Raw genomic sequence first — 15,072 nt, 5'->3', positions numbered from 1 at the left:
CAAGGATTTTTTTATTTAATCTATCCTTAGGATTAGGTTTTTAAGCTTTTGGCTATTTTTGGAACAACTCTTGCAAAAGCATTAGTAAAGCCCCTAATAATTAGTGCTATGAAAAAAGGTTTTCTGTTTTTTACAATTATGCTTTTAAGCTTTGCAACATTTGCTCAAGAGAATTCTTTTGGCGATGGGGAGTGGTTTAGATTCCGTATTAGTTATAGTGGCTGGTGGAAAGCGGGAGAAGCAACAATGGCTGTCTCTAATGACACGTATAAGGGTAAGCCAGTATATCATATTAAAGGTAAAGGTGTTACTACGGGAATGACCAAATTGTTTTTTGGCGTTGAAGATTATTACGAGACTTATGTAGATAAGCAAACAACGCTTCCTTATAAATTTATTCGGAAAATTGATGAGGGTGGCCACACAAAAGACAAAGTAATAGATTTTGATCAGCGCGCTCATGTTGCTACTGTAAACGATAAGAAGCATAACACGATCACTACTCATAAAACTGAACCTTCTATACACGATATGGTTTCTAGTTTTTATTATTTGCGTAATACGATTGACTCAAAAACATTAAAGGAAGGCGACGAGACGGTGATTAATATGTTCTTTGATCAGGAAAACTTTAAATTCAAACTTAAATTTATGGGTAGAGAAGTGCTTAAAACCAAGTTCGGTAAAGTAAATACCCTTATTTTTAGACCTTATGTACAAGCCGGAAGGGTATTTAAAGAGCAAGAAAGTTTGACAGTTTGGATTAGTGATGATCAAAATAAAATACCTTTACAAATCAAAGCTGATTTAGCAGTAGGTTCACTAAAAGCAGATATTGATGCTTATAAAGGTTTAAAGCATCCTTTCTATATTATACAAGATTAATGATTAAAGAAAACAGCCCGGAAACACAACAGCAGTTAGACGCTTTAAGCGAGAAGTTTGATGCGATGGGCCAGAATCTTAATCACCATTTAGAAGGTTTTGTACATGGCAAACCTATAAATTACTGGGACTACATTCAAACAGATGTACTTTTAAATCTACAGGTACAACGCACGTTAATTCCTGATGAGATGGTATTTATTATGTACCATCAGGTTAATGAGTTGCTGTTTAAAATGATCTTGTGGGAGATAGAACAAGTTGCCTATGCTGCTGAGCTTACTATTGCTCTCTTTTCATCAAAATTAGATCGCATTAGCAGATATTTTGATATGCTTACCTCCTCTTTTAATATTATGCGTGAGGGAATGGAGATGGAGCAATACTTAAAATTTCGCAGAACACTTAGTCCTGCCAGCGGATTTCAAAGTGCGCAATACCGCCTTATTGAATTCAGCTCAACAGAATTCTGTAATCTTATAGATGCGCGCTTCCGTAACGATTTTAGTAGTGATGATATTAAAGATGACCTCTTTTACAATAAAGCTTTTGAACACTTATATTGGCAGGCTGCTGGTAAAGACTACAGTACAGGAGAAAAAAGTTACACCTTAAAAGAGTTTGAATTAAAATATAAAGAGGAATTCATCCGTTTCATTAAACGTTATGAATCGCTAAACTTATGGTCAAAATTTAAAACACTACCGCTCTCAGATCAAAAAGATGCAACATTGCTAAAGGCAATGCGTCACTATGATTATACGGTTAATATACAATGGGTGATGGCGCATTACCACGCAGCACTACATTATTTAAATCAAGGTAAAGAACCTCTTGAAGCTACAGGTGGCAGTGATTGGGTAAAATACATGCATCCTAAATATCAAAAGCGCATTTTCTTTCCGGAGTTATGGTCTGAGAATGAGCGTGATGAATGGGGGCAAAACATAAACTAAATTAAGAATTTTCAAAAACCCTAAATTGAAGAAATTAAGCATACTACTTCTGGCAGCACTTACATTGGGTGCATGTGCAGATGATGAAACAAAAGAAGTTAAACCTGTTGCAAAAGAAAAAGTCGTTCCTATAGTAAAACGTTTTGGTTACACCCTTAATGATTATAACGTTGTCTCAGATACAGTTCAACAGGGAGATAGTTTTGGACAGATATTATTTGATAATGGCATTGATTATGCCACAATTCAGCAGATTACAGATTCTGTTCAGGGTGTTTTTGATACTCGTCTTATTCGTGTAGGTAAACCCTATACGTTATTAAAATCTAAGGATACATTAAATCAAGCGCAGGTCTTCATTTATGAAGAAAACAATATAGATTACGTTGTTCTTGATTTTAAAGATGAGGTTGTACAGGCTACTGCAAAAAAACGTCCTGTTACAATTAAAGAACGTGAAGTAAGTGGTGTAATTAATAATAACCTTTCTACGACTTTTGACGACTTAGGACTTAGTGTTAATGTGGCATATAAGATGGCAGACATTTATGCATGGACTATAGATTTCTTTAGGCTTCAGGCAGGAGATCGTTTTAAACTGGTCTATACAGAGAAGTTTATAAACGATACCATCCCTGCAGGAATAGGCGAGATAAAAGCCTCCTGGTTTGAGCATAAAGGCAAACCGTTTTATGCGTTCAGATATAAAAGCGACAGCCTCGCTGATACTTACGGGTATTTTGATAAAGAAGCGATGAATTTAAAACGTGCCTTTTTAAAAGGACCTTTGTCATTTAACCGTATTTCATCGAGATACAACCTTAAACGTCGTATAGCCTATTATGGTAATCGCATTAGACCACATAAAGGTACTGACTTTGCCGGTGCTGTAGGTACGCCTATTATGGCAACTGCAAATGGTACGGTAACTAAATCTGAATATAGAGGCGGAAACGGTAATTATGTTAAGATTAGACATAATAAAACCTATGAAACGCAATATCTTCACATGAGTAAGCGAGCGGTTAAAGTTGGTCAGCGTGTTTCTCAGGGAGATGTGATAGGATATATAGGGATGACGGGTAATACCAGTGGTCCTCATGTTTGTTACAGATTTTGGGAAAACGGCAAGCAGGTAGATCCTTTTGCCTTAAACCTACCTACTTCAGAACCACTTGCAGAAGCACTACAAGAAGAATATTTTATACACATTGCTCCATTAGTAGAGCAACTAGACGCAATAACCTTCAAAAAATAATATAACATGCAAAAAATCAATCCCACTCAAACAAAAGCCTGGAAAGCGCTAAAAGATCATTTTGACAAGGTAAAATCCTTGGAAATGAAAACGCTCTTTAAGGATGATTCAAGAGCCGAAGATTTTTCCTTAATCTGGGATGACTTTTATGTAGATTATAGTAAAAATAGAATGACTTCGGAAACTAAATCTCTTTTATTAGATTTAGCGAAAGAGATGAATTTTGAAGACGCACGTGCCGCATATTTTAATGGTTCTGAGATAAATGAGACCGAAGGAAGAGCGGTTATGCATACAGCATTAAGACAACCTAAAGATGCTCACATAGCAATTGATGGTGAAGACGTTATTCCTGAAGTAAACGCGGTTAAAGAAAAAATAAAAGGCTTTTGTGATACAGTTATAAGCGGAGAGCACAAAGGTTTTACCGGTAAATCTATTACTGATGTTGTGAATATAGGTATAGGTGGTTCAGATTTAGGCCCTAATATGGTTGCCGAAGCTTTAGCCTTTTATCATAATCATTTAAAGGTTCATTTTATTTCTAACGTAGATGGTGATCACGTTCACGAGTCTTTAAAATATTTGAATCCTGAAACAACACTTTTTGTAATTGTTTCAAAAACCTTTACAACTCAGGAGACCTTATCAAATGCCAATACCGCTCGTAAATGGTTTTTGAGTAAAGTGGCTGGCACGGTTGCAGAAGGTGAAGCCGTGGCTAAACATTTTGTTGCTGTATCTACAAATGAAGAAGCAGTTAAAGACTTTGGTATAGACCCTAACAATGTGTTTACCATGTGGGACTGGGTAGGAGGTCGTTTCTCTCTGTGGAGTTCTGTGGGATTATCTATAGCACTTGCAGTAGGTTTTGAAAACTTCAACAGTATGCTTGCAGGAGCGCATAGAGCAGATGAGCATTTTAAAAATACAGATTTAGAAGAAAATATACCCGTGATTATGGCGCTGGTTACAGTATGGTATAACAATTTCTTTGAAGCTGAAAGTGAAGCGATAATCCCATACTCTCAATATTTAAACAGATTTGCAGCGTATTTACAGCAGGCAATTATGGAGAGTAACGGGAAGAGTGTAGACCGTAATGGCAATCCTGTAGATTATCAAACCGGTCAAATTGTTTGGGGAGAACCGGGAACAAACTCACAACATGCTTTCTTTCAATTAATACATCAAGGAACTAAAATTATTCCAACTCATTTTATAGGATTCAAACACTCTCTTCACGGCGATACAGATCATCATAATAAATTGATGGCAAATTTCTTTGCACAGACGGAAGCTCTGATGAATGGTAAAACCGAAAAAGAAGCGCGTGAGGAATTAGAGTCTTCAAATATGAGCGCAACCGCTATAGACAAATTAGTTCCATTTAAGGTTTTTGACGGAAATAAACCTACTACCACTATACTTATTGATAAATTAACTCCAGAAAGCTTGGGAGCACTTATCGCGATATACGAGCACAAAATCTTTACAGAAGGTATTCTTTGGAATATTTTTAGTTACGATCAATGGGGTGTAGAATTGGGTAAGCAGTTGGCGAAAAACGTGTTAACAGACTTAAATTCAGATAGTATAGCAAGTCACGATAGTTCAACCACATCACTAATTCAGCATTTTAAAAGTTAATATTAAAATGTGCTTGTAATTTATATTTTTAACTCTTAAATATCAATTATAGATATTTAAGAGTTAAAATTAAACATATTGCGTTAAATAGTAATTCTTAACATTGCGTTAATATTTAATTAGGTCTTTATTAAGACTTTTGCAAAAATTATAAATTCAAACAAGCACAATGAAAAAAATTACAAGTTTACTAGCACTTGTTTTTCTTCTGTTAACTGCTGTTGCGCAGGCTCAGGGAACTTTACGAGGTACAGTTGTAGATGGTGAAAATGGCACACCACTACCTGGAGTTAACGTAGTTGTTGACGGCACAACTAACGGAGTATCAACTGATTTTGATGGGTTATTTGAGATTCAAGTTGCTAAAAACACAGGTTCTTTACGTGTTTCTTATGTGGGATTTGCTCCACTAACGTTAAATTTTGATGTTACAGGAAAAAAAGTTATTGATTTAGGTACTGTGAAGCTTCAGATGGATTCTGATGCTCTTGATGAAGTAATTGTTAAGGCTTACTCTTTAGCAATAGATCGTAAAACTCCTGTTGCAGTTTCTACAATTAAAGCAGAAACTATTGAGAATGAATTGGGTAGTCAGGAATTTCCTGAAATATTGAAAACTACACCTGGTGTTTATGTGACTAGAGGTGGTGGTGGTTTTGGAGATGCAGAGCTGCGCATACGTGGTTTTAACTCTCAAAACGTTGCGGTTATGATTAACGGTATTCCTGTAAATGATATGGAAAACGGTAATGTTTACTGGAGTAACTGGGCAGGTCTTTCTGATGTAACTAGTTCTATGCAGGTTCAAAGAGGTCTTGGTGCTGCTATGATAGGTCTTCCATCAATTGGAGGTACTGTAAACATCGTTACAAAATCTACTGATATTGCTGCAGGTGGTAATGTTGTAATGACTACTGGTAATGATGGCTATACAAAATATGGTTTTACTCTTTCAACTGGCTTATTAGAGAATGATTGGGCTGCAACTGTAAGTTTATCTAGAACTACAGGAGAGCAGTTTGTTGATGCAACTACTATTGATGCATATTCTTACTTCTTAAACGTAGCTAAGAAAATAAATGAAAACCATGAATTATCGTTCACGGCTTTCGGTGCTCCACAACGTCACGGTCAGCGTCAAAACAGATTGTTAATTGATGATTACAGAAAAAGTGATCGTGGAATCAGAACAAATACAGATTATGGTTATAAAAATGGACAGTTATTAAATCACGAAGATAACTTCTATCACAAACCACAAATGTCATTAAACCATTATTGGACAATTAGTGATATTTCCTCACTTACAACTTCTATCTATGCCTCTTATGGTACTGGTGGTGGAGGTGGTACTGCAGGTGCTAACAAATTTGGAAAAGATGATTTAAATTACCGTGATTCTGCTTATGGTCCTGTAGATTTTGATAAAATTGTTGCTGAAAATAAAGCCTTAGGAGCAGCAACCAGTGTTGAGACGTTCTTAAGAGCATCTAGAAATAACCACCAGTGGTATGGTGCTTTATCAACATATAATACAGAGCTTTCAGAATATATTGACCTTTCTGCGGGTGTTGATGTACGTATCTACAAAGGAGATCATTATACAGAGCTTACAGATCTTTTAGGAGGTTCTTTCTATATAGACAATAATGACGTTAATAATCCTAATAAGGTTGTTAAGGTAGGTGATAAGTATAACTATAGTGATTCGGGTTATACAAACTGGGCTGGGCTTTTTGCTCAGGCAGAGTATAACAAAGACAAGATTTCAGCGGTTATTTCTATTGCCGGTAACAATACATCTTACAAAAGAGAAGATTACTTCAAGTACACTCCAGAAGATCCATTAAGAGAAACAGACTGGGTAAACTTTACTGCTTTTAGTACTAAAGGTGGTCTTAACTACAGACTTGATGATGTAAATAATGTTTTTGCAAATGTGGGCTACTTTGAGCGTGCTCCTTTTAGCGATGCAGTTTTCATAAACAACACAAACATAACTAATGCTGATGCAGAGAATCAAAAAATCTTTAGTGCAGAATTAGGTTATGGTTTTAGAAGTGATAACTTTAGAGCAGATCTTAATGTGTACCGTACAAAATGGACAGATCGTACCTACACTATCTCAAGAACAGCAGATAATGTTCAATACACTGCAAATATATTAGGTTTAAACCAGTTGCATCAAGGTGTTGAATTAGAGTTACAATACCGCCCAATTGAAACTTTAACTTTAACAGGTATGGCTTCTCTAGGTGACTGGAAATTTGCTAATGATATTAAGAATGTTCAGGTTTTTGATGATCAACAAAACCCAATTGGAGATCCTATTGATATTTATTTAGAGGATGTAAAAGTTGGAAACTCTGCTCAAACTACCTTTGCTTTAGGTGCAGACTATGCAGTTTTAGCTTCTACTACTATAAGAGCATCTTTTAACTATGCTGCAGATTACTTTGCAGATTACGATCCTACAGGTCGTAGTGTTGAAGGATTACCACAAACTTGGGAAATGCCAGAATATGGTTTACTTGACTTAGGTTTAACCCACAGATTTAACTTCGGAGGATTTAATGCGCAGATTAATGCAAATGTATTTAACGTTTTAGATACAGAATACATTTCTGATGCACAAGACGGTAATAACTCACTTGCAACTACAGCAAGAGTTTATTACGGAGCTGGTAGAACCTATACTGTAGGTGCAAAAATTAATTTTTAATAAAAATTGAAATGAAAAAATTTAATTATTTATTGACAGCAATTACTGTAGGGGCTATGTCTATGGTAAGTTGTGATCCTGTAGAAGATATTAATGATCAGCTAGAGGCAAATGAAGCGGGTATCTCTGATGTATTTAATTATACATTAACTGAAGATGATTACAAAGAAGTTTTAGAACTTGATTTTGCAACTTTTAATACTGTAGAGGATGCTAAGAGTTTAGTTCCGTTAGTTCTGAAAAATAATTTCCCTGTTTTAGGAGATGGTTCTTTAGCAACGGTAACATATGATTTGTATGCTCCGGTATCTACTGAGCGCTCATTAGTTGTTTACACAGTAAGTACTGCAGATTATGATTCATATCCTGAAACAGAACGATTTGACAACTTTGACGATGAGGATCAAATCTATACATTTTTAGATGACAAATTTCCTGATGTTGCTAACAGAACATTAGTTTCTTTAACATACAAGTTTTACAACGGAAGTACTCAAACTTTGAATAATGGGTTTCTTAGAGTAAATGGTGAATGGCAATTTGCATTAGGACTTACAAATGCCGAATATACAATGGTAGGTCAGGGTTTTGCAAACTTCAATACTAAAGATGAAGCTTTGAGAAAATTACCAATTTATCTTTTAGATAAATTTAAATATGAAGATGTTGCAGTCAATGATGTTAAATCTACAATGTACAAAGTTTATACTACAGATGTAAATGATATTGATGGAGATGGAAGTGTTACAGATAGTGCAACGTATAGTTTCATAGCAAATTTCATTTTTGACGGATCTAAATGGAATGTTTATAATAATGCACTTCCTATGACTCTTCAGTTCGGTAATGATGCAGGTGAATGGATTCCTGATAATACTATAGCTTATACATTGGCTGTAGCTGATTATGCATTTATAGGTTCAGAATTATCTTCAGAGTTCCCTTCTCAAACATCAAGTATGTTACGTTATAACAACCTTGATCGTCGTAGCGGTAATGATGCTTTCTGGAGTGATGACTTAATATATAGAGCTCTAAATTTACTATTAAATAAGTTAGATGCTAATGCAGAAGAAGGTCAGAAATATGCTGTAACTCTTGATATTTATAATGGGGCTAACACAACAGAAACGTTCTTTGTAATTAAAACTAACGGAAGTTGGGTAAAACAATAAATAAATAATAGTTTAAATAAAACCTCCTGCTCAATAAGAGACAGGAGGTTTTTTTATTTTTGTAAAAATTTTATTATGAGAAAGAAAATATTCGTTGCTCTATGTTCAATGTTAGCTTTTGCGTCGTGTGGGGGTTCTGATGATGATGTAGTTGTTGCGCCTCCCGTAGAGCCAGAATTAGAAAGTCCGGTAGCGGTAGCTGATGCATTCAACGCCGAAGAAAACACAGATTTTATAATTCAAAATCTAACTGCTAATGATGATTTAGCTTCTGGTGCACGCATTGTTTCTGTTGATGCGGCAACCACACAGGGTGGTACACTAACAGACAATCGTAATGGCAGTTATACTTATACTTCAAAGGTTAATTTTGTAGGTGACGATACGTTTACTTATCAATTATGTCTTAATGCAGATACGAGTATTTGCTCACAGGCAACCGTTACCATAACTGTTTCAGATGCAGGTACGCCGGTTGCTAAAGATGACACTGCAGCCACAGCAAAATCCACCTCTTTAACACTTGTAAATTTATTAGCAAATGATGAGTTACTTGACGGGGCTGTGCTTACAAGTGTTGATTTTTCGACTAGTACGGGAACAGGTGTGTTAAATAGTAACGGTTCTGTTACCTATACCCCTGCGACAAACTTTTTAGGTGAAGATACTTTTACATATACAATCTGTGATAACGATGCGACCCCTAGCTGTTCTACAGCAACGGTAACCATAAATGTTTTAGAGGCGGTAAGTTTTACAATTCCTGCGCAATTACAAAGCTATTATGCAGGTGTAAGTTTCTTTGATGACAGAGACCTCACATTTGATGCTTTAAGTTCATTTACAATAGCAAAGCACACCACAATTTTAACCTACACACAACGCCACCAATTTTTATATGATGCTGATGCAGATTTGAGTAACGCTGCTAATGTGATTTTAATGTATTCTGGAGAAAGCCGTGATGAGCGGGAGTATACTTCAGGAAGCAATTCTCATTCACCACAAACCTTTAATACTGAGCATATTTTCCCTCAGTCACGATTAGCTACCGAAGATGCTGTAACAGATTTACATCATTTACGTTCTGCAGATGATGCGGTAAATTCATTACGATTAAATTACCCGTTTGTAGATGGTAGTGGGGCTTACAAATTGATAAATGATAATTCATGGTATCCTGGTGATGAGTGGAAAGGGGATGTTGCAAGAGCTGTTTTATATCTGAATATACGATATGGTGAAGATTTTAAAAAAGTAGGAAATCTTGACTTGTTTTTAAAGTGGAACCGTGAAGATCCTGTTTCAGATTTTGAGAAAAACAGAAACAAAGTTATAGAAGCAGCTCAGGGTAATCGTAATCCGTTTATAGACAATCCATATTTAGTAACTTTAATTTGGGGTGGAACACCTGCTGAAAACACATGGAACTAGTTTCTAATTAAAGCTTAATAAAAACCCTTCCATTTTAAACGGAAGGGTTTTTTGCATTTAAAGCATTTCGGTTTCAGTCCTTTCAGAGCAAAAAGTTATCTTTGATTTTTAAAATTTCAGACTATGTATACTACCGTACAATTTGTGCATTCGTACTGGGCTTATTTGGCTCTTATTATCCTTACAATAACAACTATAAACGTACTCGTTTCTTATTTTTCGGGTAAAGAATTTGGGGCTCGTGACTTTAGGTTGGCGTTGTTTACTTTAATTGTTTCACACATTCAATTATTAATAGGTATTGTGCTTTATTTTGTTTCTCCATTAGGAGCAAAAGCAATAGCATCACAGGGTATGGGTGCTGCGATGAAAGATCCTAATCTACGTTTGTATGTGGTAGAGCATCCTATTGCAATGATTCTTACCATTGTTTTTATTACAGTAGGGTATAGTAAGCATAAGAAAAAATTAACTTCAAAGCCTAAGTTTAAACTACTAGCCATATTTTATACCCTTGGTCTTATTGTAATGCTAAGCCGCATTCCGTGGTCAAACTGGTTTTAGAAGATTATAGATTTCAGACATAAGTATTGAGCATAAAAAAAGCTCCGTAATCAAATTGATTACGGAGCTTTTTCAATTATTACAAACTGCAAACTGAATCTAGCGATTCATCCAGTCTTCAATCTCTTCAACTTCTAATGGAATATTGCGCATCAAATTAAAAGGCTCACCTTGTTCCTGAATAACTAAATCATCTTCCAGGCGAATTCCAAAACCTTCTTCAGGAATATAGATGCCGGGTTCAACCGTAAATACATTATTGGCTTGCATGGGTTCGTGCAATAAACCATAATCATGGGTATCTAGACCAATATGGTGCGAGGTGCCGTGCATAAAATATTTTTTGTAAGCCGGCCAGTCTTTATTTTCATTTTGAACATCAGCTTTGTCGAGAAGTCCAAGTCCTAATAACTCTGAAGTCATCAACTTACCCACTTCTTCGTGATAGGGTCCCCAAAGATTTCCTGGTGTAAGCATTTTTGTAGCTTCTTTCTTAACGCGTAAAACAGCATTGTAAACCTCTTTTTGTCGTGCTGTAAATCTTCCGGAAACGGGAATAGTACGCGTCATATCACTGCTATAATTCGCATATTCAGCACCTACATCTAGTAAAATTAAGTCGCCAGCCTTGCATTCTGCATTGTTAACGATATAATGTAGCACGTTAGCCTTATTTCCTGAAGCAACAATGGGTGTGTAGGCAAAACCACGTGAGCGATTGCGTAGAAATTCGTGCATAAATTCAGCCTCTATTTCGTATTCCATCACACCTGGCTTTACAAACTGAAGAATACGCTTGAAGCCTTTTTCAGTAATATCGCAGGCTTTTTGTAGTAAATCTATCTCTATAGGATTTTTTACAGATCGTAAGCGCTGCAATATAGGATTGCTTTTAGCTACGCTATGTGCAGGGTACTGCTCTTTTATTTTTTTATTAAAACGAGCTTCACGGGTTTCAGTTTCTACATTGGCACGGTAATGCTCATTTGTATTTATATAAAGCGTCTCTGCTTGAGTCATCAATTCATAAAAAACCTTATCCCACTCTTGTATCCAATACACCGTTTTTACGCCGCTAACTTCAAGAGCTTTCTCTTTTGTGAGTTTTTCTCCTTCCCATACGGCAATGTGGTCATTAGTTTCTTTTAAAAATAAAATCTCGCGGTGTTTTTCTTTAGGACAATCTGGAAAAAGTACCAGAATACTTTCTTCCTGATCTACTCCACTTAGAAAAAATAAATCTCTGTTTTGCTGAAAAGGCATGGTGCTATCAGAGCCTATGGGGTAGATATCATTACTGTTGAAAACTGCAAGACTATTTGGCTTCATAGCAGCCATAAATTCTTTGCGATTATGTATAAAAAGATTGCGATCTATTAGGTCGTATTTCATAGTTGTAATTTGAATTTACTCAAAGGTAAAAACAACATGATTAAAGGGTGTTAAACTCTTTTTAAATTGTTTAGATTTCTTTAACAAATAGGTATTTTTAAAAGCATTAAACTGTTATACTATGCACATTCGATTTTTACTCCTCACTATTTTTTTAAGTTTTTTTTCAAGCTCCTTTTCTCAGCAACCGGCCACTTCGCCAGATTTAATTGTAAAATCGCTTGAAACTAAAGAAACCTTGGTTTCAAATTCTATTGTTAAAAATATTCCTTTTAAAAATGCAGGCCCTACCATTATGAGTGGTCGTGTAGTTGATATTGAGGTAAATCCTGAAAATAGCACAGAGTTTTACGTGGCTTATGCTACGGGTGGCGTTTGGCATACAGTGAATAACGGTATTACATTTACTTCAGTTTTTGACAGTGCACCTACTCAAAATGTGGGTGATATTGCGGTAAACTGGGCACATAATATAATCTGGGCAGGTACAGGCGAGACCATTTCTTCAAGGTCATCGTATGCAGGGGTAGGTATTTTAAAAAGTACAGATAATGGTAAAACCTGGGTGAATACGGGGCTTTATGACTCCCATCATATTAGTGATATTATTGTAGATGAAAAAAATCCTGATGTAGTACTTGTAGCTTCCTTGGGGCATTTGTACTCTCCTAATGACGAGCGAGGCATTTTCAAGACTTTAGATGGCGGAAAAACATGGAATAAAACCTTGTTTATAAATAGCGACACAGGCATTATTAATCTGGGTGCCGCGCCAGAAAATGCTAATGTGTTGTATGCCGCTGCCTGGGACAGAACGCGTATGGCCTGGGATTTTAGGGGGTCGGGTGAAAACTCAGGGATTTATAAATCTACTGATGCAGGTGAAACCTGGTCGTTAGTGACTGTAGGTAATGGTTTTCCGCAGGGAAAAGGAGTAGGGCGTATAGGTCTTGCAGTTGTAAATGAAAATACACTTTATGCAATTCATGATAATCAGGATATGCGTGATGATTCTAAAGAGAAGAAAGCTGAAAAGACAAACGAAGATTTAAAGCCTGAAGCATTTAAAAATATGACTTCTGCAGCATTTTTAGAATTGAATGCCGATGAGCTGGATGATTACTTAAAATCAAATCGCTTTCCAAAACAATACACAGCTGCTAAAGCAAAAGAATTGGTAAAGTCTGGTGAGTTTAAAGCATCAGATTTCTATTTGTATACTTTCGATAAGAACAGTCCTGACTCAGAAGGTGAAGTAATAGGTGCAGAAATCTATAAATCTAATGACGGTGGAAAAACGTGGAACCGTACTCATGAGGGCTACATAGAAGATTTCTTTTATTCCTATGGGTATGTTTTCGCAGAAATGGATGTAAACCCACAGAACGAAAACGAAATCTATTTAGTAGGCGTTCCGCTTATTAAATCTACAGATGGCGGTAAAACCTTTACCTATATAGATGAACCTAATGTTCATGTAGATCATCATATTATTTGGGTAGATCCTAAAATGCCAAATCATCTTATTAATGGTAATGATGGTGGTTTAAATATGTCTTATGACGGAGGTAAAAGCTGGTCAAAAATAAACTCAATGCCTTTAGCGCAATTCTATGCAATTAATGTAGACTATGAGAAACCCTATAATATTTATGGGGGTTTACAGGATAATGGGACTTGGAAGGGACCTCATAATTATGAGTACTCTAAAGATTATGAGGCAGAAGGTCAATACCCTTTTAAGCGCGTAGGAGGTGGTGATGGTATGCAGGTGCAGATAGACCGCAGAGATAGTGATATTATTTATGTGGGATCGCAGTTTGGGTTCTACAATCGTCTAAATTTAAAAACAGGGGAGCGTGCGTTTATAAAACCGAGTCATGATTTAGGGGAAGCTCCATATCGTTTTAATTGGGAAACGCCCATTTTGCTTTCATCGCACAATCAGGATATTTTATACATGGGCGGTAATAAGTTAATGCGCTCTATGAATCAGGGTGACACGTGGACGGCTATTTCGCCAGATCTTACAGCGGGCGGCAAGCCAGGTAATGTACCTTACGGAACGCTCACGGCAATTAGTGAATCTGTATTTCAGTTTGGTTTAATTTATACCGGTAGTGATGATGGGGTGATACAGGTCACTCAAGATGCTGGGGGTAGCTGGGATATTATTTCAGAAAACTTGCCTCAGAATTTATGGGTGAGTAAAGTAACTGCTTCGACTCATAAAAAAGGAAGAGTGTATGCAGCTTTAAATGGCTACCGCTATGACGATTTTAAGCCCTATGTATATGTAAGCGATGATTATGGGAAGAGCTGGAAAGATATAAGCTCTAATTTGCCACTTTCTCCTATAAATGTAATTATAGAAGACCCGGTTAAAGAAAACATCCTGTATCTGGGAACAGATGACGCGAGTTATGTGAGTTTTAATAAAGGCGAAAGCTGGGAGGTTTTAGACGGAAGTATGCCTAATGTAGCGGTTCACGATTTAGTAATTCAAACTGAAGCTAATGATCTGGTAGTGGGCACTCACGGAAGATCTATTTTTATAACAAATCTTGATGAGATTCAGAGTTTTGATCCCGGTAAGGCTGAAGATTTGCAACTTTTTAAAATGCAAGCGGTAGATTTTTCTACAAACTGGGGCAGGTCGTGGAGTGCATGGCGTACTGCAAATACACCAGAAACCAGCATTAAATTTTATGCTCCTAAAGCCGGTGAGGCTAAACTCGATATCTTAAGTAAAGAAGGTAAATCTGTTAAATCCTGGTCTACAGAGATTGATGCGGGATTTAATTATGTAACCTACGATTTAAGTATTTCTGAAGATGGGAAAAAGCAATTAGAAAAAGAAACTAAAAATTTAAAAATCACAAAGGCTCAAAATGGTGTTTTTTATCTTCCGCCGGGTACTTATACAGTGCAAATAAATGCAGCTGGTACATCTGCTAAAACCAAATTTGAAATAAAAGAGGGTAGTCGTCGCCAGGATCGTGCTGAGCGTGCCGCACAAGCACAGGAAGATTAAAA

The 15,072-nt window shown here is 36.3% G+C and carries 10 protein-coding genes; 9 read left to right on the top strand and 1 reads right to left on the bottom strand.

Annotated features, from left to right (window positions below; translation table 11 throughout):
• Window positions 1-108: 108 nt before the first annotated feature.
• The 8 genes from P164_RS13815 to P164_RS13780 all read left to right on the top strand — a co-directional run bounded on the left by P164_RS13815 (window position 109) and on the right by P164_RS13780 (window position 10,644).
• Window positions 109-885 carry a DUF3108 domain-containing protein gene (locus P164_RS13815; RefSeq protein WP_028376923.1) on the top strand — a complete coding sequence of 259 codons (777 nt, stop codon included), beginning with the start codon at window positions 109-111 and terminating at the stop codon, window positions 883-885.
• Window positions 885-1,841 (top strand): tryptophan 2,3-dioxygenase family protein, encoded by a 957-nt coding sequence (locus P164_RS13810; RefSeq protein ID WP_028376922.1) that lies wholly within the window; start codon window positions 885-887, stop codon window positions 1,839-1,841. The genes P164_RS13815 and P164_RS13810 overlap by 1 nt, the downstream gene beginning before the upstream one ends.
• A gap of 25 nt (window positions 1,842-1,866) precedes the next feature.
• Window positions 1,867-3,099 carry a M23 family metallopeptidase gene (locus P164_RS13805; protein ID WP_035899863.1) on the top strand — a complete coding sequence of 411 codons (1,233 nt, stop codon included), beginning with the start codon at window positions 1,867-1,869 and terminating at the stop codon, window positions 3,097-3,099.
• A 6-nt stretch (window positions 3,100-3,105) separates the two neighbouring features.
• Window positions 3,106-4,749 carry a glucose-6-phosphate isomerase gene (gene pgi / locus P164_RS13800; RefSeq protein ID WP_028376920.1) on the top strand — a complete coding sequence of 548 codons (1,644 nt, stop codon included), beginning with the start codon at window positions 3,106-3,108 and terminating at the stop codon, window positions 4,747-4,749.
• Between the two features lie 169 nt (window positions 4,750-4,918).
• Complete coding sequence (locus P164_RS13795) at window positions 4,919-7,471, top strand: TonB-dependent receptor (protein ID WP_028376919.1); 2,553 nt, start codon at window positions 4,919-4,921, stop codon at window positions 7,469-7,471.
• Between the two features lie 11 nt (window positions 7,472-7,482).
• Entirely contained in the window at window positions 7,483-8,646 is a 1,164-nt protein-coding gene (locus tag P164_RS13790) for a hypothetical protein (protein ID WP_028376918.1), read from the top strand.
• 75 nt (window positions 8,647-8,721) lie between these two features.
• Complete coding sequence (locus tag P164_RS13785; protein WP_028376917.1) at window positions 8,722-10,080, top strand: endonuclease; 1,359 nt, start codon at window positions 8,722-8,724, stop codon at window positions 10,078-10,080.
• A 123-nt stretch (window positions 10,081-10,203) separates the two neighbouring features.
• Entirely contained in the window at window positions 10,204-10,644 is a 441-nt protein-coding gene (locus P164_RS13780; protein WP_028376916.1) for a hypothetical protein, read from the top strand.
• A 99-nt stretch (window positions 10,645-10,743) separates the two neighbouring features.
• Here the strand turns inward: P164_RS13780 and P164_RS13775 are convergent, their stop codons facing one another.
• Window positions 10,744-12,036 (bottom strand): aminopeptidase P family protein, encoded by a 1,293-nt coding sequence (locus P164_RS13775; protein ID WP_028376915.1) that lies wholly within the window; start codon window positions 12,034-12,036, stop codon window positions 10,744-10,746.
• A gap of 121 nt (window positions 12,037-12,157) precedes the next feature.
• Between P164_RS13775 and P164_RS13770 the strand changes: the two genes are divergently transcribed.
• Window positions 12,158-15,070 carry a WD40/YVTN/BNR-like repeat-containing protein gene (locus P164_RS13770; protein ID WP_028376914.1) on the top strand — a complete coding sequence of 971 codons (2,913 nt, stop codon included), beginning with the start codon at window positions 12,158-12,160 and terminating at the stop codon, window positions 15,068-15,070.
• The last annotated feature ends 2 nt before the right edge of the window (window positions 15,071-15,072 follow it).

It is taken from the genome of Leeuwenhoekiella sp. MAR_2009_132, assembly GCF_000687915.1.
Classification (GTDB): Bacteria; Bacteroidota; Bacteroidia; order Flavobacteriales; family Flavobacteriaceae; genus Leeuwenhoekiella.
Note: the sequence above shows the minus strand (reverse complement) of the source record. Positions and strands in the feature narration are given on the sequence as shown.